The organism is Caulobacter flavus, from assembly GCF_003722335.1.
Classification (GTDB): Bacteria; Pseudomonadota; Alphaproteobacteria; order Caulobacterales; family Caulobacteraceae; genus Caulobacter; species Caulobacter flavus.
Genome location: NZ_CP026100.1, coordinates 5551687 through 5575029 on the forward strand (window position 1 = coordinate 5551687; position 23343 = coordinate 5575029).

The following is a 23343-nucleotide window of genomic DNA, read 5'->3' on the forward strand; positions in this document are numbered from 1 at the left end:
ATGACCAGTCACGCCCCGATGGGGGTCTATCTGGAGGCCTACCTGGCGCCGCTGGCGCCATGGCTGGCCGATCCGGCGGTGACCGACCTCTACGTCAACCGGCCCGGCGAGCTGTGGGTCGAGCGCCTGGGCGGCGCCGTCGCGCCCGTGGCCGTTCCGGAGCTGGACGAGACCAATCTCTGGCGCCTGGCGCGCCAGGTGGCGGCCATCGCCCATCAGGGGGTGAGCCGCGAGCATCCTCTGCTGTCGGCCGTGCTGCCCGACGGCGCGCGGGTGCAGGTCGTCGCCCCGCCCGCCACGCGCGGCGGCGTGGTCATGGCCATCCGCAAGCACGTGGTCTCGGACCTGTCTCTGGACGACTACGCCGCGACGGGCGCCTTCGACCGCGCGACGACGCCTCCGGCCAGCCCCGACGCGGCGCTGAGGGCCCGGCTCGACGCCGGCGACGTTCGCGGCTTCCTGGCGGCGGCGGTGCGGGCCGGCAAGAACATCGTCGTCAGCGGCGGCACCTCGACCGGCAAGACCACCTTCCTCAACGCCCTGCTGAAGGAGGTCCCGCTCGACCAGCGCCTGGTGCTGATCGAGGACGCCCCCGAGATCCGCCTCGTCCATCCCAACGCCGTGGGCCTGGTGGCCGCGCGCGGCGAGCAGGGCGAGGCCCGGGTCGGAGCCGAGGACCTGCTGCAGGCCTCCCTGCGCCTTAGGCCCGACCGGATCATCCTGGGCGAGCTGCGCGGGGCCGAGGCCTTCAGCTTCCTGCGCGCCGTCTCCAGCGGCCATCCGGGCTCGATGACCACGGTCCATGCCGACGATCCGCGCGGCGCCGTCGAGCAGCTGGCCCTGATGGCCCTGCAGGCCGGCGCCAACCTGCGACGTCAGGACGTGGTCGACCACGTCGAGCGCGTCGTCGACGTCTTCGTCCAGCTTCACCGCCAGGACGGCGTCCGCGCCGTCCGGGAGATCGTGTTCACAGACCGCTAGAGCCGGCCTTCACCCACCTTGTTTTTCGCGTTCAGCGCGCCCGTTCCGCGGGCGTGATCGGGGACTTCTGCGTCATGCGTATCAAACTTCTAGCTTCGGGAGCCGGGATCGGCCTGGCCCTCCTTCTCAGCGCCTGCGGCGGCGGTGGAGGCGGCGGAGGCGGCGGCTCGTCCGCGCCCCAGGGCGGCGGCACGACGCCGACCACACCGCCCGCGCCCGTCGTCATCTCGGCGGCCGAGGCCTCGCGCCTGGCCAAGCAGGCCAGCTTCGGCCCCACGCCCGAGCTGATCGACCAGATCGTGGCCGCCAAGAGCGCGTCGGCCTGGGTCGACCAGCAGCTGGCGCTGAGCTCCAGCAGCTACGCCGACATCGCCGGCAAGGCCGTGCCGACCAACTACTGCACGGCGCAGAGCCTGACGGGTACGGATCTCAGCAACTGCAACCGCGACAACTTCGGCGCCCTGCCGATGGCCATGCGGTTCTATTCGAACGCCATGGGCAAGGACGACCAGCTGCGCCAGCGCACGGCCTTCGCCCTGTCGCAGATCGTGGTGGCCTCGGACCTCGAGGTGCACACCACCGCGGGCCTGGCGACCTTCAACCAGATCCTGCTGGGCAACGCCTTCGGCAACTACAAGGACATCCTGCGCGAGGTCACCCTGAACCCATTCATGGGCAACTTCCTCGACATGGTCGACAGCAACAAGTCGGCCCCCAACGAGAACTACGCCCGCGAGCTGATGCAGCTGTTCTCGGTCGGCACGGTGATGCTGAACATGGACGGCACGCCCAAGACCGGCGCCGACGGGGCGGTGATCGCCACCTATTCCAACGCCGAGGTCAAGGAGGTGGCCCGGGCGCTGACGGGGTGGACCTACGCCCGCCTCGACGGCGCGGCCATCAGCGACTACGTCAAGGTCGACTACACCCGGCCGATGATCGTCAACGCCGCGCGGTTCGACACCGGCGCCAAGACGTTCCTGAACGTCACCATCCCGGCCGGCGCGACCCAGCAGCAGAACGTCGACACGGTGGTCGACACCGTCTTCAACCACCCCAACACCGCGCCCTTCGTCTCCAAGCGGCTGATCCAGCAGCTGACCCTGGCCAATCCCTCGCCGGCCTATGTAGCGCGGGTCTCGGCCGTGTTCGCCGACAACGGCTCGGGCGTGCGCGGCGACATGAAGGCGGTGATCAAGGCCATCCTCGTCGACGCCGAGGCGCGCGGCTCGGCCGCCACGCCGGGCAAGGTCAAGGAGCCGGTGCTGTTCCTGACGGGCCTGGCGCGCGGCATGGGCCTGAAGTCGGACGGCTACGCCTTCTACTACCGCGACAACGGCCTGGGGCAGATGCCCTTCCGGGCCCCGTCGGTGTTCAACTTCTATCCGTACGACTTCCCGCTGCCGCTGGGCTCGGGCGAGTTCAGCCCGGCCAGCAAGCTGATGACCACCTCCACCATGGTCGCCCGCCACAACCTGGCATGGGACTGGACCATGGGCGGCGAGTCCACCCGCGCCGAGTTCAAGACCCAGCCGACCATCGCCGGCTCGGTCCCGGTCGAACTGCCATGGGCCCAATGGGAAGCCCTGGCCGCCGACGAGGCCAAGATGCTCGAGCGCATCGATCTGGTCTTCCTCAACGGGACCATGACCTCGGCCCAGCGCGCGGCGCTGTCGTCGGCCATGGCCGCCGTCAAGAACACCGACCCCGCCATCCAGGCGCGCAAGCGGGCGCAGGTCGCCCTCTACATCGTCGCCTCGTCCCCCCACTTCCAGGTCGATCGCTGAGCCATGACCCTCTCCCGACGTGATTTCGGCCGGCTGCTCGCCGGCGCCTCCGCCACCGCCGCCCTCGCCCAGATCGGGGTCTCGGCGGCCATCGCCGACACCTCCAGCTATCGCGCGATGGTCGGCGTCTTCCTGTTCGGCGGCAACGACGCCTGGAACATGGTGATCCCCAACGACGAGCGTTACGCCGACTACGCCGCCAAGCGCTCGTCGATCGCCGTCAAGCAGGACGCGCTGACGCCGCTCACCGGCACGGCCTTCGGCCTGCACCCGGCCATGGCGCCCCTGAAGAGCGCCTGGGACGAGGGCGCGCTCAGCGTCGTGCTCAACACCGGCACGCTGTTCCAGCCCCTGACCAAGACCATCTACCAGAGCCGCCCGGACCTGCGCCCGCTGAACCTGATGTCCCACGAGGACCAGCAGAACGAGTGGCAGGGCATGCGCATGCGCGAGAAGAACCTCGACGGGTTCATGGGCCGCATCCTCGACCGCGCCGAGCAGGCCGAGATCCCGCCGCTGGTCTCGATCGCCGGCGCGCAGCTGGCCCTGCTGGGCAGCCGCAAGTCACCGCTGATCCTGCCCTCCAGCGGCGGCGTCTCGCGCAGCGGCTACAACGCCGCCAGCACCGACGCGGCCGTCATCGCCCGCCAGCAGGCGCTGAATGCGTTCTCCGACGCCTCGGCGTTCGGGGCCGTGACCGACTTCACCGGCCGGGGCATGTCGTCGGCCTACGCCCAGGCGGCGACGGCCAACGCCATCATCACGTCGACGACCTCGACGGTGGACCAGTACTTCAAGAACCCGACCACCGGCGCGACCCTGACCAGCGAGATCTCGCGCCAGCTGCTGCGCGCGGCGCGGATGATCGAGGCCCGCAACACCCTGGGCCACGCCAAGCAGACCTTCTTCGTCAGCCAGGGCGGCTACGACACTCACAACGGCCAGGCCGCCTCGCACAACAGCCTGTACGCCGACCTGGCCATGGCGCTGGCGGCCTTCTACGCCGCCATGAAGGCGCTGGGGGTGGCGGGCAACGTCACCGCCTTCACGATGTCGGACTTCGGCCGGGTCTACAAACCCAACGCCAACGCCGGCACCGACCACGCCTGGGGCTCCAACCACCTGGTGCTGGGCGCGGCCCTGGCCAAGGGCAAGGTCCACGGCCGCTATCCCGACACCACCTACGGCGGGGCCGAGGACGCCTACAACGACGGCCGCTGGATCCCCAGCATCGCCGTCGAGGAATATGTCGGCGCCATCGCCCAGTGGTACGGCGTCGCCGCCGCCGACATGCCGTACGTCTTCCCCAACTGGGCGACCTGGAACGGCGGCGGGCGGGGCCCCGTGCCGTTGTTCGGGTAGAAGGAAAAGACCCCCTCCGGCCCTCCGCCCCCTCTGGGGGAACTGTCGCGGATCCAGCCCCTGCTCGCGCGTCACCACCGGCGCCCCTGAAACGAGAAACGCCCCGGAGCCTTTCGGCCCCGGGGCGTCCCCTAAGCTAGATCCAGCGCCTTAGAACTGGATGTTGGCGCCGAAGAAGATCGTCCGGCCGCTCTTGGTGTGGTTCCACAGGCGGTGGGCGCCCGGGGCGGTGATCTCGACCTTGTTGACCGTGTCGTAGACGTAGAAGCTGTTGTACTGGGCCTCGCGCTCGTCGGTCAGGTTCACGCCGTCCAGCGTCAGGCGGATGCGCGGCGAGACCTGGTAGAAGGCCGAGGCGTCAACATAGGTCGTGGCCTCGAAGCCGCCGCTGTCGACGGTGTAGTCCGAGCGATAGTTCGACGACACGCGGCCGCCCCACTTGGCGGTCTCGTAGTACAGCGTGACGTTGGCGTTGACGTCCGACAGGCCGTACATCTGGCCCTTCACGTCCCTGGTGTTGATCTTGTTGGTCGTCTCGGAGTCGATCAGCGTCAGGTTGGCGACCATGCCCAGGTTCTTGAGCGGGCCAGGCAGGAAGAAGAAGTCGCTCTGGGCGCTCAGCTCCAGGCCGGTCAGGGTTGCGCCGGCGTTGTTGATCGAGCGCGTCCAGGTCACCGGGGTCGAGCCGGTGACGCCGGCCACCAGGCCTTCGGCCAGGCCGGTGTCGGAGTAGAGCGCCGAGGTGGTCGTGCTGGCGATCAGGTTGTCGATCTTCTTGTGGAAGACGCCGGCGGTCAGCATGCCGACGCTGCCGAAGTACCATTCGGCCGCCAGGTCGAACTCGTCGGAGGTGTAGGGCTCCAGGTTCGGGTTGCCGCTCGACACGGTAACCGTCGTGCCGTCGACGCTGATCGAGCCGTTCATGGCGTAGGCGCCCAGGGACGGGCGGTTGATGTTCTGGGCGGCGGCGGCGCGGATCTGGAACTGGTCGCTGACTTCCAGCACCGCGTTGAAGGCCGGCAGCACGCCCGAATAGGTCTTCTTGACGGTGGTGGCGGTGTTGACGCCGCGCACGGCCATGACGCCCGACGAGGTCAGCTCGGTATCGTAGGCGCGGGCGCCGACGTTGCCGCGCAGGGCCATGCCGGCCACTTCGGTCTTCCAGTCCAGCTGCAGGTAGCCGGCGGTGGTGTCTTCCTGCACCTCGAAGATCGACTTGGGCGCGCCCAGCGTGCGGGTGACGTTGTACTTGGCCAGCGCCTTGTCCCAGTCGACGATCAGCCAGGCCTGGTCGTCGTGCTCGCGGAAGATCTTGTAGTAGTCGTTGACACGGTCATCGAGCGTGCCCCTTTCCCAGGCCGTCTTGTTCACGTCGTCGTTGGTCTGGGTGAAGCCCGAGTTCTCGAAGCCGCGGAACGACACGCCGCCCTTCAGGGTCAGATTGTCGTCGAAGGCGTACGAGCCGTTGAACTCGGCGTTCTTCAGCTTGGTCGTCTGGTAGGTGGCCGAGAAGTCGATCTCGTGGGCGCGGTAGTTGTTGGGATCAGTGGTGTCCCAGCCGTAGGTGTTCTTGCCGGTCTTGCCGCGATAGTCGGTGATCAGGTCGCCGAACGCCTCGGTGTAGAACTTGTCCGAGATCGGGATGTCGTAGTCCGAGGTCTCCTGGCCGATGTGGCCGTCGAACTTCAGCTTGTCCGACACTGCCCACTCGCCGGTCAGCACCAGCTGCTTGAAGGTGTTCTCGGTCTCCTGGCGACGGGTCTCGGTGGCGAACACTGTGTTGGCGACGTCGGCGTAGATGATGGTGTTGTACTGGTCGTACTGGATCGCGCGCAGCACCGGCGCCGGCGCGGTGACGCCCGAGTGCGGGGTGGCCGCGCCCAGGATGGTCGATCCGACGCTGGCGCGGGTGGCCAGGTGGTTCTCGCTGCGGTCGTTGGAGAACTTGCCGTACAGGCCGTCCAGGGTGAGGGTCAGGTTCTCGACCGGACGCCATTGCACGGCGGTGGTCACGCCCAGGCGCTCGTTGTCGGCGCCCCACACCGACAGGCGGTTGCCGCGCTGGAAGATCAGCTCGCCGTTCAGGGCCTTGGCCCGGTCGGCGGCGCTGAGGTTGACGACGTTGGCGGCGACGGCCTTCTGAACGCCCGCGCCGTAGGTGTTGTAGCCCTGTTCCTCGACCTGGCGCTTGGAGTAGGCCACCGAGACCAGCACGCCGAACTTGTCGTCCCAGTTCTGGCTGAACATGCCGGCGACGCGCGGCTGGAAGTCCTTGGTGGCGCTGTTGGTGCCGCCCTGCAGCGACAGCGCGGCCTTGCGGCCCGAATATTCGAACGGCTTGGCGGTGTAGAGGCCGACCGTGCCGGCCATGCCGCCTTCGTCCTGCTCGGCCGAGAACGACTTGCGCACGTCGATCTTCGAGAACAGCTCCGAGGCGAAGATGTTGAAGTCGAACGAGCGGTCGCGCGAGGTCTGGCCGCGGCTGTCCATCGGCGAGTCGACGTTGCCCAGCACTTCCATGCCGTTCAGCTGCACGCGGGTGAAGTCGGGACCCAGGCCGCGCAGCGAGACGCGGCGGCCTTCGCCGGCTTCGCGGTTGATGGCCACGCCCGGCAGGCGCTGCAGCGACTCGGCGAGGTTGAGGTCGGGGAACTTGGCCATGTCCTCGGCGACGATCACGTCGGCGACGATGCTGCTGTCGCGCTTCATCTCGCGGGCCACGCCCAGCGACTTGCGGAAGCCCTGGACGACGATGGCCTCGACGGCGTCGGCGTCATCGGCGGTGGCGATCGGCGCGTCGGCCGACAGGTCGGCGGCGTAAGCCGGAGCGGCAAGCATGGCGAAGGCCAGGACGGCCGACGCGGCGCCGAGCGACAGCGCTTTCTTCGTGGTGGACATGAGACCCCCTGCAACTGGATCGCCGGAAGCCTCCAAGAGCGGGCCGCCGGCGCGATGGCGGGGCGGTTAGGGCGAAATTGTGACCCTGTGTTACGAGTTTGATAACGGCTCGATGAAGCCCCGCGTCGAGGCCCCGACTTTCCCCGCATTTGTTGCGAACCAGCCGCAGGATGGTCACGGGCGCCTGACGTCGGACCGTCATGCGCCGTCGCTAGAGAGGCCGCTTCGGTTTGCGGAGGGCGTGTGATGCTGGGTCTGGCGGCGGCGATGGCGATGGCGGCGGCGGGTTCGCAAGCGCCGTTGCGGATGAACGACCTTCAGGCCGTGGGCACCCACAACTCCTACAAGCAGGCCATCCCGGCGCAGGAGCTGGCGGCCATGGTCGCCGCGCGCGGCCGGCCGGTGCTGGGGCTCGACTACGCCCACCGGCCACTGGCCGAGCAGCTCGACGCCGGCGCCCGCCAGCTGGAGATCGACGTCGTCGCCGACCCGCAAGGCGGCCGCTACGCCGGGCCGCTCACCGCCCTGGGCGGCGGAACGGTCCTGCCGCCGGCGACGGCTCAGGCGCTGGCCAGGCCCGGCTTCAAGACCCTGCACATGCCCGACGTCGACTTCCGCAGCTCGTGCGTGACCTTCGTCGAATGCCTGTCGCAGGTCCGCGCCTGGTCGGACGCCCACCGCGACCACGCCCCGATCCTGATCCTGCTGAACGCCAAGGAGGGCCAGGCCAGCCTGCCGGGGGGCGCTGCGCCCCTGCCCTTCGACGAGCAGGCCTTCGACGCGCTGGACGCCGAGATCCGCAGCGTGTTCGGCCCCGACCGCCTGATCACCCCCGACCTGGTCCAGGGCAAGAAGCCGACCCTGCGCGAGGCGGTGCTGGCCGGCGGCTGGCCGACGCTGGAGGCCGCGCGCGGCAAGGTGTTCTTCGCCCTGGACGAAAACCCGGCCAAGGTCGCTATCTATCGCGGCAAGCGCGCCTCGCTGGAAGGCCGGGCGATGTTCGTCAACACCGACGAGGCCTCGCCGGCCGCCGCTTACTTGACCCTCAACGACCCCGTCGCCCAGAAGGACCGCATCGCCGCCGCCGTGAAGGCCGGCTTCATCGTCCGCACCCGCGCCGACGCCGACACCTGGGCCGCCCGCGCCGCCGACATGACCATGCGCAGCGCGGCGCTCTCCAGCGGCGCCCAGTACGTCTCGACCGACTACATGTGGGCCGACCCGCGCCTGCCGGGGAACTACACGGTGCGCCTGCCCGGCGGCGAGGCGGCGGCCTGCAATCCCGTCCGCGCGCCCAAGGCCTGCGACGGCGCGATCGAGATGACGCCCGGCGCTCCGGCCAAGGGCTATCTCGACCCGGCCCGGCGCCCCGACCTGACCCGGGTGCTGGCCCCGCCGCCGGCCGCCGGCTCGCCCCGCGCCCTGGCCGACGCGGCGATCTTCGACGCCAGCCGCGCGCTGAAGGACACGCCGCGCTGGGCGCTGGCCACCTCGGACGTGTCAGGGTCCATGTACGACCATTTCGCCGCGGCCCTCGGCGTTCGCCTGACGCCGAGCGAGGCGCCCGTCCTGACCGCCCTGCTCGAGCGCGCCGGCGACGACCGCTCGGTGGTGGGCGTCGCCAAGACCTTCTGGGGGACCAGCCGCCCCTATGTCGGCAAGGAAGGCGCGCCGACCTGCGAGGCCAAGACCGCCCACCTGACCGGCAATCCCGACTATCCGTCCGGCCATTCGGCCCATGGCGAGCACGTGGCGATGATCCTGGCCGAGGTCGCGCCGGAGCGGGCCGACGCCCTCTACGCCCGGGGCCGGGAATACGCCGAAAGCCGCTGGATCTGCGGTTCGCACACGGTCAGCGCCACCGAGGCGGGCCTGCAGGCCGGCGCGGTGATCTATGCCGCCGAGCACCGCTCGCCCGCCTTCCGCCTCGACCTGGAGATGGCCCGCGCCGAGGTCGCCGCCGTCCTGGCCAGGGCAAACGCGAAATAGACAAACGCAAGTCGCCGAACGCCGCTTGCCAAAACGATAGTTATAGCTAGCATCCTCCTCGTACGGACATGCGGGGGGATTTGTAGTGCGCAAACTGCAAGTGTTCGCCGGGGTCGCGGCTGTCGCCTTGATGGCGTCGGCGACCTCATCCTGGGCTCAGACGGCCGACCAGGCCGCGCCCGTGGCATTGGACGAGATCGTCGTCACCGCCCAGCGGCGGGCCGAGAACCTGCAGGAGGTGCCGGTCTCGGTCACCGCCATGACGGGCGCCCAGCTGCAGAACCAGCGGGTCGGCGACGTGCTGGCGCTGTCGGGCCTGGCGCCCGGCCTGCAGATCAAGACCGACGACAACGCCGCCAACCCGCGCATGTTCATCCGCGGCATCGGCGTCAACGACTTCAACCCCGGCACGGCCAGCGCCGTCGGCGTCTATGTCGACGGGGTGTATGTCGCCTCGCCGCTGGCCCAGTTGGCCGGCTTCTACGACCTGGAGCAGGTCGAGGTGCTGCGCGGCCCGCAGGGCACACTCTACGGCCGCAACACCACCGGCGGGGCGATCAACGTCGTCACCCGCAAGCCGTCGAGCACGCCGGGCGGCGACCTGGCCGTGGAGTACGGCCGCTTCAACGCGGTCAACGCCCAGGGCGGCTTCGGCGGACCGATCGCCGGCGACGCCCTCTCCTTCCGGATCAGCGGCCTCTACGACAAGAACGACGGCTATACGACCAACCGCCTGACCGGCAACAAGGGCAACGACGCCAATCGCTGGGCCACGCGCCTGGCCGTTCGCTACAAGCCCGACGACAAGCTGACCGCCGACCTGTCGCTGAGCCTGAACCAGTCGCGCGGCGGCTCGATCTGGACCTACCACCGCTCGCTGGTGGCCCAGACGCCCGAGGCGGCCGGCGACTTCGATCCCAGCCTCGGCTACGCCGTCTGCAAGCCGGCCTACTACACCTCGGGCCAGTGCACGAACGTGCTGGGCTACGCCAACACCAGCAAGAACCTGTACGAGGGCGACTACCGCTTCGAGGGCAAGGACATCGTCAAGCTGTTCGGGGCGACCGCCAGCGTCTCCTACGACCTGGGCGACATGACCCTCTATTCGATCACCGGATACCAGCGCGCGGCCCGCGACGACTGGGAGGACACCGACGCCAACCCGCTGCAGGTGATCAGCGCCCGCTACATCGCCCTGCAGGAGACGGCCAGCCAGGAGTTCCGGCTGCAGTCGAACGGCACGGGGCCGACCCGCTGGGTGACCGGCCTCTACTGGGCCAAGGACGACCTTTCCAACGACAGCCGCTACGACGTGCTGGGCGACCTGCGCAATCCCACGCCCGACAACCCCACCGGCATGGATCCGGCCGCCAGCATCGGCGTGTTCGGCTGGCCGCTGACCCAGAAGACCCGCAGCTGGGCCGTCTTCGGCCAGGTCGACCACGACCTGACCGACCGCCTGACCTTCACGGCGGGCCTGCGCTATTCGGTCGACGACAAGAGCTTCCACTATGTCAGCGACGTCGACTACGGCCTGGTGACCCTGTTCACCTACGACGGCGACAAGACCTTCAAGTCGCTGTCGGGCCGCCTTGGCCTGCGCTACGCGCTGACCGACGACGCCAACCTCTATGCGACCTACAATCGCGGCTACAAGAGCGGCGGCTTCTTCACCGGCCAGACCACCGCACCCGAGGACCTGGGTCCCTATGACGACGAGACCGTCGACGCCTTCGAGGTGGGGGCCAAGAGCGAGTTCCTCGACCGCCGCCTGCGCCTGAACGCGGCGGCCTTCTACTACGACTACCAGAACCTGCAGGTTTACACCGTGATCCAGCGCGGGGCCCTGTCGGTGCAGTACTTCACCAACGCCTCGGCCGCCCGGGTCTACGGCGCCGAGGCCGAGATCGAGGCGCGGCCCATGCGCGGCCTGTCCCTGACCCTGGGCGCGGCCCTGCTGAACGCCGAGTACAAGGACTTCGTCTCGGTCGGCCAGGACTATTCGGGCAACCGCCTGCCTTCGGCTCCGAAGGCCAGCGTCAACGGCGTGGTCCGCTACGAGCACCCGCTGCCGGTCGGCGACTTCGCCGGCCAGCTGGACTTCACCTACCGCTCCAAGGTCTTCTTCGACACCGCCAACACCGAGCGGCTCAGCGACAAGGGCCGGGCCTACGTCAACGGCCAACTGGGCTGGAAGCTCGACGGCGGCCGCTACGAACTGGGCGTGTGGGGCAAGAACCTCTTCGACGAAACCAACATCCTCGACATCACCGCCGTCGAGGGCCTGGGCTTCGACGTCTTCAGCATGGGTCCGCCGCGCACCTACGGCCTGTATCTGCGGGCCCGCTATTGAGCGGCGCGGAAGGCGGCTGGATCGGCCCGAGGCCCAGCCTGACCGAGCGCCTGGCGGTGCTGTGGATCGGCGTCGTGGGGGTGCTGTTTCCCGGCGTCGGACCGCTGCTGCTGGGCGGGCTGGAGGCGGCCGGGCGGCTGACCGCCACCGAGATCGGCCTGGCCGGCATGGCCGAGCTGGCGGCCATGGGCGTCGGCGCGGCGTTGCTGGGACCGGTCTTCGGCGCCCGGCGGCTGCGGCCGGCCGCCGTGGCCTGCGGCTGCTTCCTGGCGGCGCTGAATCTCGCCTCCACCTTCGCCCATGACGGCCTGCTGGTGCTGACCCGCGCCGCCGCCGGCCTGCCGGCCGGGGCGCTGATCTGGATCGTCACCGGCATGATCGTCCGCTCGTCGCGGCCCGACCGCTGGTCGGGGATCTACCTGACCGTCCAGACCCTGGCCCAGCTGACCGTGGTGGCGGGACTGACCGTCCTCGTCATCGGTCGGTTCGGCCCCAATGGCGGCTTCACGGCGCTGGCGGCGCTGGCCGCCTCGGCCGCCCTGGCCGGCGCCCTGATCCCGCGCGCCTGGACCGCCCTGCCCCATACGGAAGACGCTCCGAAAGGCCTGCCCAGCCCACGCGGCTGGGTCGCGCTGCTGGCCGTGTTCTGCTTCCAGGCCTTCATCCTGGCGCTGTGGATCTACGCCGAGCCGCTGTCACGACAGGCCGGACACCCGGCGACCACGGCGGGCCTGGCCTTCTCGATCTCGCTGGCGGCCCAGGTCGCGGGCGGCGCGGCGGCCACGGCGCTGGCGGGACGGTTGTCATGGTTCCTGTCGCTGACTCTGGGCGTCCTGGCGACCGCCGCCTGCCTGGCGGTGTTCGCAACCCTGCCGCCCGCCCCGGCCTTCCTCGCCGCATCGGGCCTGTTCGGCTTCGCCTGGCTGTTCGCCTCGCCGTTCCTGACGCCGCTGGCCATCGAGGCCGACCCCAGCCGGCGCGCGGCCCTGCTCGGACCCGGAGCCAGCCTGCTGGGCTGCGCGGTGGGACCGCTGCTGGCCGCCCTGATCGTCGGCGAACACGACGTGCGCCCGGCCGTCTGGCTGGCTGGCGCCCTGGCGGCCGTCACCCTGGCCCTGATCCTGGGCCTGCACCTGACCCGGCGCAAGGAACCGCGCGCTTAGCGGCCCCGTTGGCTCACCGTCCGGCGCGTCGCAACCCGTCGGCCAGGAGCCGCGATGACCAAGCCGACGCCCGAGCCCAGAAAAGGCATGCCAAGCCCCAGGCTCGACGAGGCGACGTTCCGGCGAAGGTTCCTGGCCCGCTATGTCGACCCGGCTTTCGAGCCCCTGCAGGCCGAGCTGTCGCGCATCGCCGACGCGGCCTGGGACGCCTACGACAACTCCCGAAAGGCGCCTCACACCCAGAAGGCCGGCGCGGGCTATCACGATCCCGGCTACGACCTGGCCGTCGACTGGCTGCGCGCCAAGGCCGACATCGAAGCGGCCCAGGTCCGTCACGACGACCCGGAAGGCCCCTGCCGCGTGCTGATCGTCAACGCCTCGTCGCGCAGCGAACACACCTGCCCCGGCGAGATGTCGAAGTCTTTCCGGCTCGCGGAGCTGGCCAGGGAGGTGTTCGCGGCCGACGACATCGCCGTCGAGATCCTCGACCTGTCGCGTCTGGCCTCGGAGTTCGGCCGGACGATCCATCCGTGCAAGGCCTGCTTCTCGACCGCCGCCCCGCTCTGCCACTGGCCATGCTCGTGCTACCCGAACTACTCGCTGGGCCAGGTCGACGACTGGATGAACGAGATCTACCCGTTATGGGTCGAGGCTCACGGGATCATGATCATCACGCCTGTGAACTGGTATCAGGTCTCGTCGCCGCTGAAGCTGATGATGGACCGGCTGGTCTGCGCCGACGGCGGCAATCCCGATCCGACCCTCACCCACGGCAAGCACGCGGACGAGGCCAAGGCTGTCGAACTGGCGGGCTGGGACTATCCCAGGCACCTGGAGGGCCGGGTATTCTCGGTCGTGGTCCACGGCGATGTGGAAGGCGCCGAGAACGTCCGCCGCAGCCTGTCGGACTGGCTGCGGTTCATGGACCTCGTCCCTGCCGGAGTGAACGCCGAACTGGATCGCTACATCGGCTACTGGGAGCCCTACGCCACCAGCCACGAGGCGCTCGACGCCGACCAGGCCATGCAGGAGGAGGTGCGCAACGCCGCCCGAACCCTGGCGCAGGCCGCCCACGCCAACCATGCCGGAACCCTGATGATGGCCGGGCGATCGCTGAAGCCGCCGCGCCAGAAGTAATCCCTTTGGATAAAGCGAAGTTGGGCATTGCGAGCCCGCGCGACCTCTGATAGCCAGACCCCCTCTTCGCCGACGCAAGCGTGTCGACCCGGTGGCCCGGTGGCGGAGTGGTTACGCGCCGGACTGCAAATCCGTTTACCCCGGTTCGATTCCGGGCCGGGCCTCCACCCTCTCTTCTCACGACTTCGACCCGCCTCGACGGATCCCTAGTAGCTTTGCGGCAGGGTCAGGCTTTGCGACTGGCTCTCGGCCGGGATGGCCGTCGTGCGGTTGTCGACGTTGGTCGCGCAGTCGAGGAAGGCGATGCCCGACAGGTCGCCGCTGGTCGGGCGGTCGATCCACAGGCCCGTCTGGCAGCTCTGCACCGTGACGCGGCGGACGGTGATGTCGGCCCGGTCGGGACCGGAGTCCACGCCGCCGCCGATGCCGCTGATCGAGACGCCGCGATTGCAGTCGCTGATCACCAGGTCCTCGTAGAGGTGCTGGCGCACGCTGGTCGACTCGCCCACCCCCACGCCCCAGCTGTAGGCGTTGAGCCGCGCGCTGCTGATCTTGCCCCGGCGCACCACCATGTTGTCGCCGTTCAGGCCGATGCAGAAGTTGAGGCCATAGGCGACGAAGTCCTCGATCACCGTCCCGGCGTTGCCGGTGATCACGACATTGCCCTTGCCGCTGCTGGCGCCGCGCATGTCGTACTGGTCGCCGCTGAGCCGCACCTGGGCGCCCTGGTTGTCGCTGAGCTGGAAGTTGTCGGCCTCGGCGCCGTCGGCCGGATCGTAGCGGTTGCCTTCCGAGATCACCCAGCCGCCCTTGGTGGTCTGCAGGAAGACGTCGTCGCCCAGCACGTGGTGCACGTGGCAGGCGCCGATGTAGAAGTTCCTGAAGTTGCGGCTGGTCGCACCGCCCCGGTTAGTGTCGGCCTGGCCCGCCGCGATCGGCCCGATCTCGCAGTCCCACAGCATGTGGCTGTTGAAGCCGTAGTTGTTGAAGCCCTTGAGCTTCCAGTCGCGCAGATGCAGCCCCTCGAGCCGGAAGCCGGACTTGTTGTTCTCGTCGCAGCCGTAGTCCTGGCCGACGCCGACGATCGGCCGCGCGCCCTCGCCATAGGCGCCCACCGTACACCAGTCGGACGGCGGCGACAGGATCTCGCTCCACGAGCCGCCCCGCTTGAGCAGCAGGTGCATGCCCGGCGGCAGGGCCGTCGCGGCGGCGGCGGCCTTGGCCAGCGTGGCCCAGGCGGTGGCGGGGGTCAGACCGTCGGCGGTGTCGCTGCCCTTGGGGTCGACGTAGCGGACGATGTCGTGGGCCATGGCGTCGGCCGGCGGGGCGCTGGCCAGCTTCAGTTCGCGCGGGTCGACGAGACCCCTGATGTCGAGGGCGCGGAACCAGCCGGCGAGCGGTTCGGTCCCGTCGGGCCTGGCGCCGAGGGTCAGCCGCGACAGCCCGGCGGGAAAGGTGTTGAAGGCGTCGTGGGCGTTGGCGCCGCCGACCGACAGCACCCGTCCCTGCGGCCGCAGCTGCAGCGCCACGCGCGCGCCGCCGGGGCCGTGGATCCGGGGAAGACGCGGCGCCACGGTCGTATCGTGGACCGCCCCCACGCCGGTCAGGGTCAGGGCGTTGTCGGCTGAGCGCGTCACCACGACCTCCTCGCCGCCGCCCGAGACGCTGATCCAGCGGCGGGCCAGATCGCTGGCGCGGCGGATGTGGGTGTCGGCGACGATCGTGAACGGCTGGCCGAAGAGGCCGGCGTTGTCGATCACCAGCTCGTCGGCCGCCCGCCCCGCCGAAGCCCCGGCCACGACGATCGGGCTGGTGGCCAGGGCGCTGGGCTCCAGCTGGTGCAGGATCCAGCGGATGCGCGCCTTGGCCTGGATGGCCATGGTCAGCCCCTGGGTGGCGCTGGTCGGGGTCAGGCCCGCGCGCTCGATCCGCGCCCAGTAGGCCTGGCTGTAGACGGGCCCGGCCGCGCCGCCGGTCAGGCGCAGGTCGCCGCCGCCGGCGAGGCAGCGCGTCCAGGCCGACAGGGTGTGCTTGACCCCCACGCCGGCCGGTCCGGCGGCGGTGACGGCCGCCGCGCTGGTCCCGCCGTTGTAGGCCTCCAGCACCATGCCGTTCATGACGCCCCGGTCGAGCAGGTCGCGGAACAGGTAGGCGCCCGTGGCCGGGTCCTGGGCGGCGTAAAGCTCCTCGCGGGCGTCGACGACCTTGAAGGTGACCGCCGATCCCGCCGACCAGCCCTGGGTGGTGGTCGGGGCGGCGCTGAAATTGGCGCAGAGATTGCGCGAGGCCGGCTCGATCAGCAGGCCGGCGTCGGCGTGCTGGCGCAGCTGGCCGTCGGCGAAGGGCAGTAGGCGGCCGCTCGGCGTCAGGGCCAGGCCGCCAGCGGCGCGGATCACCAGGCCCGGCATGGCGGTCAGCGCGCCGGCGTCCTGGCCGTTCAGAAACAGGCGGGCGGCGCGGAAGTCGAGCCTGTAGCCGTCGGACGGCGCCGGCTCGGTCGCGAGGGCCGCCGCGCCCGCCTTGCCAGGCTGGGCGGCGAGCCCAGGAAGCCCCAAGGCGGCCACGCCAACCTTAAGTATTTCTCGACGCTCGAACCCGGATTTCATGGCAACGCTCTGGCTTACTGTTACTCACCCAGCAAACACAGAATGCACCAGAGAGCATCTCGCTCCCAATACCTGATTTTGCTCCAAATACAGGCGCCGGTTGCTTACGCAGGAACCTTGGATACACGGCCAAGGCGAGCCCGCTCGTAGGCCCCAATCCTTTTGGCGAGAAAGTCGGCCATCGGCCGCTCGACGGCGAAGTACAGGGCGACGCCGACCAGCACGGCCAGCACGACGATTCCCGCCACCGCCGCCGTGCTCGCATAGCCCGTGCCGACGGCCGCGCTGACCATGCGGCCCACCCGGGCCCCGACGATGCCGACGATCAGGATGTGGACCAGGTAGATCGAGTAAGAGGCGTCGCCGAGCAGCCCGAAGAGCCTGGGCGTGCGCGCGACCTTGCCGTCGACCTCCAGCGACACCGCCGAGAAGACGACGACCGCGCTGGGGAGCCCCCAGACCAGCACCCGCCAGGCCTCGGCGTGCACGAACAGCGGCCCGACGAACAGGGCCGCGCTCGCCGCGGCGATCGACAGCCACGGCAGCGGCATCCGCGCGCCCCGCTTGATCGCCAGCGCCACCAGGCAGCCGAACAGGAACTCGATGGCGATCGGATTGGCCAGGAAGCTGGCGATCGCGGTCCCGCCGCCCGGCAGCAGGTTGAACGCCGTGACCGCCAGCAGGATGAACGCCGCCAGCGGCGCGAAGAACGCTCGCCGCGCCACGACCACGGCGGCGGCGAACAGCAGGTAGAAATAGAGCTCGTAAGACAGGGTCCAGCCGACGCCCAGGATCGGCTGCACGCCGCCGGCCTCGTTCCAGGCCGGAACCAGCAGCAGCGAGGTGACGATCCGCAGCGGCTGGAGGTCGAAGCCCGACGCCCCCTCGGTCAGGTGGTTCATCGCCTTGATGGCGATCAGGGCCAGCGAGACGATGATGTAGATCGGATAGATCCGCGCCGCCCGCTTCAGCAGGAAGCCCAGGATCGGCTTGTCGGCCGCCATGTAGGCCCCCGACACGTAGACCATGATGAAGCCGCTGATGACGAAGAACAGGTCCACGCCGAAGGCCAGGCTGTCGTAGAAGGCGGGCGCCCCGATCAGGGCCGGCGGGACGATGCCTGCGCTGGCCTTGACGGTGAAGGTGCGGATCGCGTGATGGGCGACGACGGCGATGGCGGCCACGCCCCGTAGCGCCTGCACCAGCGCCAGGTTCTTGGGCAGGCCGGCGGCGGCCTGCGGAGCCGCCTCTCCCCTGCCCAGGCCCGCCAGCAGCCTCACGCGGCGCCCCGCGAGGCGAAGGCCGGGCGACGCGGCGCCGCCCGCCTCGGCGCGGCCTCGAACGAGGCGGGCAGCGAGATGACGATCAGCGGCCACAGCACGATCGGCGCCAGCAGCATGCCCGCGTCCAGGCCCGAGGCCACCAGCACCAGCAGGATGATGATCACCTCCAGCCGCTGCTGCCGCTGGACCGGCACGCTGGCCGGCGACGGCGCGATCTTGGCGAACAGGCGCACCAGGATCAGGAACAGCAGGGCGGCCGCGCCGGGCACGCCGATGTTGAGGCAGAGTTCCAGATAGGTGCTGTGCGTCGAACTGACGTTCCACGAGGCGCGCACGAACTGGTCGAACACCTCCGGCTGGCGGAACACCGCGAAGCCATAGCCGAACAGCGGCCGGTCGTAGACCAGCGGCAGCAGCTGGTCCCAGATGTTCGACCGGCCCGACAGGGTGGCGTCCTTGCCGAACGCCTCGGCGATGGTGGCGATGACGATGTTGTAGGAAACGACGATCAGGGTCGCCATGACCACCGAGGTCCCCAGGATCAGGCCGATCCGCGCCGGCTTGCTCTTCAGGGCCCGCGTGGCGTTGAGGCCGACGATCACCGTCATGCCCACCCCGATCATCATCAGGGCGGTGGACGAGCGGGCCAGCACCACCAGAGCCAGGGCGCAGGCCGTGGCCACGGTCTTGACCACCCCGTGGAAGGTCGGGCCGTACCGGTGCTGCGAGTTCAGGAAGATGATGAAGAACCCGAGGGAGAAGAAGTGGCCCATCAGGTTCTTGTGGTAGAACATCCCCTTGACCATGCCCTGGTAGGCCCCGCCCATGATGGCGAACTTGGGGAAGATCAGGGTGTAGGCGACGTTGACGATCGCCGACACCACCATGAACGTATAGACCGTGTTCCAGGTGTCGGTCGCGCCGTAGCGCAGCCGGTACATCAGGGCCGCGATGGTGATGATCGACACCGCGATCAGGCCCCGCGTCGAGGCCCCCATGTTGATCGACCAGAACACCGAAGCCACGCAGGCGGTGAAGATGATCACCACCGAGATCGGCGTGCGCTGGATCATCTGCTTGACCCGTCCCGGCTCCAGCAGCGCGTAGAGCGAGATCAGCGGGATCAGGCTGTAGAGCAGCGCCTTCATGACGAAGACGTTGTCGCCGCTGCCGCCCTCGTCGAAGCGCGACGGATAGCCGTACGACATGCCCGAGGCCCGCCACAGGCACAGGATCAGGATGCAGGTCAGCAGCGCCTTGAGCTGGCTCTCGCGGCGAACGCCGCCGGAGACCTTGGCCTGGGCGGCGCGCCGGTGCGAGGGACTGTCGTTCACGAGGGTCATGGACTGTTCACTGGGCCAAGCCGCGCGCGAGCGCTAGGCCTGGGCCTTTCCGTATTCCTGATAGCTGTGGCCGAGGATGCCGCTGACGACGCCGGCGCCGCGCACCCCGTGGATGATCGCCCGCATGCCCAGGCTGGGCGAGATCAGCAGGGCCGGCGACATCGCCGCCCCCAGCGCCACCCGCGCCGCGCCGTAGACCAGGCGATAGGCCCGCCGGGCCGGCGTGCCGTGCAGCTGGTCGGCGACCGCGAAGGTGTTGCCCAGACGGTACTGGCGCTGGATGACCCACTTCCAGGTCATGCGGTTGGCCGGCACCACGTCGTAGACCAGCGCCGCGTCGCTCCAGTGGATCTTCGCGCCCTTGCGGACCGCCTGGTTGAAGAACAGGTAGTCGGTGCCGCCGGTGTGGCGCATCCGCTCCTCGAAGCGCAGGCCCATCTGCCGGAACAGCGGCAGGTCGAACATCACGTTGTTGGAGGCCGCGTAGCCGATCCGGGCGCCGTCCTCGTTCTTCTTGCGCTCGAAGACGCGGCTCTTGATGAAGTACTCGGGCGGGTTCTCCGGATAGACCGGCTCCACGGGACCGTAGACGCAGTCGGCGCCGGTGCGCGCGCGCACCTCCAGCAGGGCGTCCAGCCAGCCGGGCACCACCCACTCGTCGTCGTCGACGAAGCAGAAGAACCGGGTGTCGGCCGGCGCCTCGTCCATGGCGCGGTTGCGGCCGAACGGGATGCCGGGTTCGGGTTCGATGGCGTAGATCAGCTGGAAGGCGCTCGAGGCCATGAACGGCTCGACCGCCGCGCGGCCGCTGCCCTTGGGATCGTTGTCGACCACCACCACCGACAGCTTGTAAGGCCGCTCGGCGCTCATGGTCAGGACGCCCAGCGAGTCCAGCAGCTTGGCGATGCCTTCGGGGCGCTTGAAGGTCAGCACGCCGACCGCCACGTGGACGACGTCGGCCGCCGGCGTCGCGGCGACGGCTTGGGGATCGCGCGGGGCCGTGGTGGTGGAGGTCATGATCAGCCCGCCTTCGCCGCCTTGCGCGGCGCCAGAGAGGCGCGCGCCCGTTTCATCGTCACCCGCCACCACAGGTCCAGCGCCGCCAGGCGCGGATTGGACGCGGCGTTGGTCGCCGCCGCCAGCTGCTCGCGCAGGGCCCGGCCCGACAGCTCGCCCTGGGCGAAGCCGCCGGCGGCCAGGCTGGCGCCCAGGCTCTTGAGGCCCGGATAGCGGCGGGCCAGCTCCAGGCCCGTGGCGATCATGATCCGCGAGCGCAGCGGGCTGGCCTGAGTGGCGCCCGTGTAGCGGTTGGTCGCGTGGATGCGCTGGAAGGTCAGCGGCGTGTCGACCAGCACCCCCGCGCCCAGGTGGCTGGCGGCGAACTTCAGATAGTTGTCGCTGAGCACCACGTCCTGGGCCACGGGCATGGGCAGGATCTGCGACAGCAGCCCGCGCCGGAAGGTCAGGCCCGAGGTCGGCACCGGAATGGTCGGAAAGCGGCCGCGGCTGACCGCCGCGCGATGGTCGACTAGCTTCAGCACCAGTTCGGCCGGCGCGCCGACGGTCTCGTCGGTCGTCACCCGGTCGAAGCACCAGTCCACGCCGTCGCGGGCGTAGATCTCGGCCAGGCGCGACAGCTTGCCGGGCAGGAAGGCGTCGTCGGCGTCCAGCAGGCACAGGATCTCGCCGGTGGCGGCGGCGAAGCCGGCGTTGAACGACGAGGCCTGGCCGCCGTTCTCCTTCAGCACCGCGACCAGCCGGTCGCCATAGGCGCCGATGATCTCGCGCGAGCCGTCGGTCGAGCCGTCGTCGACGACGATCAGCTCGAAGTCCGGATAGTCCTGCGACAGCACGCTGTCGATGCACGCGGGCAGATAGGCCGCGTAGTTGTAGTTGTTGACGAGGACCGAAATCCTGGGGGCGGCGGGAAGCGGAGACTGGGCCATGGCTTATGCATTCCGCAGGCGGGCGAAGCGCCCGGTGGTTTTCGACAGCAGGCGCGCGAGTTCGGCCTCGATGCTGTTGCCCGGCCGCCCGGCCATCAGCCAGACCGCCGCGTGGGTCGCCACATAGGCCAGCCCGCCGACGGCCGAGATGGCGACCGTGGCGTAGAGGGCGTCGGCGTGATGCTCGACGCTGGGGAACAGCGAGCGCACCGCCAGGGCCGCGGCGATCATCACCGCGGTGCTGACCAGCGAGCGCCAGGTGACCTTCACCTGCTCGAGGGCGGTCAGGCCGGTCAGCTTGTGCACAAGCATCAGGTTCAGCACCGACAGCAGCACCCCGCCCGACAGGATGCGCGCCACCAGGAGGCCCGTCAGCCCCCAGAAATAGAGCCCGGCCAGCACCACGGGCACGCGCACGGCCGTCTGCCACAGGCTGCGCTGGAACAGGTCCTTGGTCGCGCCCAGGGCGTAGGCCACGGCGTTGACCGCGCCGAACACCACCTGCACGCCCAGCACCGGCGCGATCAGCTGGATCACCACGGCCGCCAGATGCCACTTGGGGCCCAGCGCCAGCGACACCAGCGGCTCGGCCACCAGCGCCAGGCCCACGCCCAGCGGCAGGCCCACGGCGAACAGCGACGACTGGCTGCGCTGGAAGGCGGCCCGCAGGCGGTCGCGGTCGGCGGCGATGTGCACGAAGCTGGGGAAGAACACCCGCTCCAGCGGCTGGATGGCCTGCTGGGTCAGCATGGTGGCGATGTTGTTGCCGACGTTGTACGCGCCGAAGGTGGCCGTGCCGAGCACGCCGGCGATGACCAGGTTGTCGAAGCGGTTGCCGATGACGGTGATGAACTGGTTCAGCGTCACCCAGATCGAGAAGCCCAGGATCAGCTTGGTCGAGGCCAGCGAGAAGCGCGGGCGGTACGGCGCGTAGAGGAAGCTGGCCACCAGCGGCACCAGGCCCGCGGCGATCACGCCGGCGACGATCCCCCAGTAGCTGTGAGTGGTCCAGGCCACGGCCACGGCCGCCACCAGCTGGAGCACGGCGGCCAGGCTCTCGATGGCGATCACCACCGAGAACTTCAGGTGCTTGGCCAGGGTGATGTAGTAGGGGCTCATCAGGCCGGCCATCAGCGGCCGCACGCTGATCGCCGCCATGATCGCGAACAGGCGCGGGTCGCCATAGACCTTCACCATCACCGCGCCGGCGCCGATCATGATCGCCATCAGCAGCAGGCCGCGCAGCACGCCCAGCGTGAAGGCGGTGTCGTAGTCGGCGCGGTCGGCGTCCTGCTTGTGGATCAGGGCGTTGCCCAGCGACAGGTCGGTGATCGCCTGCAGCATCAGCAGCACGGTGGTCGCCAGGGCGACCAGACCGAAGTCCTGGGGCAGCAGGATGCGCGCCAGCACCACCGTCATCGCCAGGTTGGCCAGGCGCGTGAACACCACCCCGCCCATCACCCAGACCGAGGCCTTCACGGCCTTGGAGCCGATGCCCTTGGCGCCGCCGGCCGGCGTCTCGGCCGAGACCTGGGTGTCGATCGGATCGCTCATGCGCGGGCCGCCGGCATGTAGTGGCGGATGCCCTGGATCAGGCCGCGCATGTAGTAGAGCTTCCAGATCGCCCAGAACCGCAGGCGCGACTTGGGCAGCGGATAGAGCATCAGGCTGCGCGCGCCCCAGCTGACGGTTTCCAGCCAGGTCCTGACCGGCACGCCGCCTAGGCGCGGGCCGGAGGGGATCTTCTCGGGCTGCAGGGCCGGAATGCCGAAGCCCAGGCGCTCGGCGCGCTTCTGGACCCAGTCGGCCGACATGTTCGAGGCCGGCACGAAGTGGCGCACCACGGCTTCGGCGCAGTGGTAGGCCGTGTGACCCTTGCCGGCCAGCCGCATGACGATCTCGGAATCCTCGCCCATGGCGTAGAGCTTGGCCGGCAGCGGGCCGATGTCCTCGCGATAGCGCTCCTCGCCCAGGGCGCTGGCGCGGATCGTGGTGTTGGGGCCCCAGATCTTCGACGGATCGCACGGCCCGGTCGGCAGGTCGTCGACGATGGCGAAGGTCGAGCCCAGCGGCAGCCAGGTGTAGAGCGGATCATCGCCCGGCGGGCGCTCCCAGTTGGGAACGATGCGGCCGCCGATCACCGACACCTCGGGATGGGCCCGCGCGCATTCGACGATCGACGACAGCCAGTGCGGCGCGGCCTCGACGTCGTCGTCGGTGAAGACCAGGAGCTCGCCCTGCGCCCGCGCGATCGCCTCGTTCAGGGCGCTCGACTTGCCGGGCGTGACGTGCCGGAACGGCTTGATCGGCAGGCGGTCTGCATAGGACTGCAGGATCTCGAACGTACGGTCGCTGCTGTTGTTGTCGACGGCGATGATCTCCCACCCGTCCTTGGGCAGGTCCTGGCGTACGAACGAATCCAGCGTGTTCGGCAGCCGCTTCTCGCCGTTGTAGGACGACAGGATGACGGTGGCGGAAAGGCTGCTCATCGCTCG

Annotated in this window: 15 protein-coding genes, 1 tRNA gene and 1 pseudogene; 9 read left to right on the forward strand and 8 right to left on the reverse strand. The window is 69.7% G+C overall.

Annotation, left to right across the window (positions count from 1 at the left end; genetic code table 11):
- The 3 genes from virB11 to C1707_RS25350 all read left to right on the forward strand — a co-directional run bounded on the left by virB11 (position 1) and on the right by C1707_RS25350 (position 4130).
- On the forward strand, positions 1-981 hold the full coding sequence (virB11, locus tag C1707_RS25340) for a P-type DNA transfer ATPase VirB11 (RefSeq protein WP_101714856.1): 981 nt from the start codon (positions 1-3) through the stop codon (positions 979-981).
- Positions 982-1055: 74 nt separating this feature from the next.
- Complete coding sequence (locus C1707_RS25345) at positions 1056-2768, forward strand: DUF1800 domain-containing protein (protein ID WP_123170806.1); 1713 nt, start codon at positions 1056-1058, stop codon at positions 2766-2768.
- A 3-nt stretch (positions 2769-2771) separates the two neighbouring features.
- Positions 2772-4130: a DUF1501 domain-containing protein gene (locus C1707_RS25350; protein ID WP_101714858.1), complete on the forward strand. Its 1359-nt coding sequence runs from the start codon at positions 2772-2774 to the stop codon at positions 4128-4130.
- 150 nt (positions 4131-4280) lie between these two features.
- On the opposite strand, the gene C1707_RS25355 is transcribed toward C1707_RS25350, so the two are convergent.
- Complete coding sequence (locus C1707_RS25355) at positions 4281-7028, reverse strand: TonB-dependent receptor (protein WP_101714859.1); 2748 nt, start codon at positions 7026-7028, stop codon at positions 4281-4283.
- A gap of 243 nt (positions 7029-7271) precedes the next feature.
- Between C1707_RS25355 and C1707_RS26905 the strand changes: the two are divergent.
- From C1707_RS26905 to C1707_RS25380, 6 genes and pseudogenes are all read left to right on the forward strand, one after another.
- Positions 7272-8339, forward strand: a pseudogene (locus tag C1707_RS26905) (phosphatidylinositol-specific phospholipase C1-like protein); the annotation flags it as partial.
- Positions 8340-8537: 198 nt separating this feature from the next.
- Entirely contained in the window at positions 8538-9017 is a 480-nt protein-coding gene (locus C1707_RS26910; RefSeq protein WP_240633991.1) for a phosphatase PAP2 family protein, read from the forward strand.
- Between the two features lie 85 nt (positions 9018-9102).
- A complete protein-coding gene (locus C1707_RS25365) occupies positions 9103-11370 on the forward strand; it encodes a TonB-dependent receptor (protein ID WP_101714861.1) in 2268 nt (755 codons plus the stop codon).
- Entirely contained in the window at positions 11367-12533 is a 1167-nt protein-coding gene (locus C1707_RS25370) for an MFS transporter (protein WP_101714862.1), read from the forward strand. Before C1707_RS25365 ends, C1707_RS25370 begins: the two co-directional genes overlap by 4 nt.
- Before the next feature lie 54 nt (positions 12534-12587).
- Positions 12588-13670, forward strand: a complete 1083-nt coding sequence (locus C1707_RS25375; RefSeq protein ID WP_101714863.1) for a flavodoxin family protein — start codon at positions 12588-12590, stop codon at positions 13668-13670.
- A 93-nt stretch (positions 13671-13763) separates the two neighbouring features.
- Positions 13764-13837 (forward strand) — tRNA-Cys (locus C1707_RS25380).
- A gap of 39 nt (positions 13838-13876) precedes the next feature.
- On the opposite strand, the gene C1707_RS25385 is transcribed toward C1707_RS25380, so the two are convergent.
- From C1707_RS25385 to C1707_RS25415, 7 genes are all read right to left on the reverse strand, one after another.
- Positions 13877-16276 carry a hypothetical protein gene (locus C1707_RS25385; RefSeq protein WP_145998471.1) on the reverse strand — a complete coding sequence of 800 codons (2400 nt, stop codon included), beginning with the start codon at positions 16274-16276 and terminating at the stop codon, positions 13877-13879.
- A gap of 104 nt (positions 16277-16380) precedes the next feature.
- On the reverse strand, positions 16381-17556 hold the full coding sequence (locus C1707_RS25390) for an acyltransferase family protein (RefSeq protein WP_164467462.1): 1176 nt from the start codon (positions 17554-17556) through the stop codon (positions 16381-16383).
- Positions 17553-18902, reverse strand: coding sequence for an O-antigen ligase family protein (locus tag C1707_RS25395; RefSeq protein WP_101714866.1), 1350 nt, complete (start codon positions 18900-18902; stop codon positions 17553-17555). Before C1707_RS25395 ends, C1707_RS25390 begins: the two co-directional genes overlap by 4 nt.
- A gap of 33 nt (positions 18903-18935) precedes the next feature.
- On the reverse strand, positions 18936-19919 hold the full coding sequence (locus tag C1707_RS25400) for a glycosyltransferase family 2 protein (RefSeq protein WP_101714877.1): 984 nt from the start codon (positions 19917-19919) through the stop codon (positions 18936-18938).
- Positions 19920-19921: 2 nt separating this feature from the next.
- Positions 19922-20848: a glycosyltransferase family 2 protein gene (locus C1707_RS25405; RefSeq protein WP_101714867.1), complete on the reverse strand. Its 927-nt coding sequence runs from the start codon at positions 20846-20848 to the stop codon at positions 19922-19924.
- Between the two features lie 3 nt (positions 20849-20851).
- Positions 20852-22402 (reverse strand): lipopolysaccharide biosynthesis protein, encoded by a 1551-nt coding sequence (locus tag C1707_RS25410; RefSeq protein WP_101714868.1) that lies wholly within the window; start codon positions 22400-22402, stop codon positions 20852-20854.
- Positions 22399-23337 carry a glycosyltransferase family 2 protein gene (locus tag C1707_RS25415; protein WP_101714869.1) on the reverse strand — a complete coding sequence of 313 codons (939 nt, stop codon included), beginning with the start codon at positions 23335-23337 and terminating at the stop codon, positions 22399-22401. Before C1707_RS25415 ends, C1707_RS25410 begins: the two co-directional genes overlap by 4 nt.
- Positions 23338-23343: the final 6 nt, after the last annotated feature.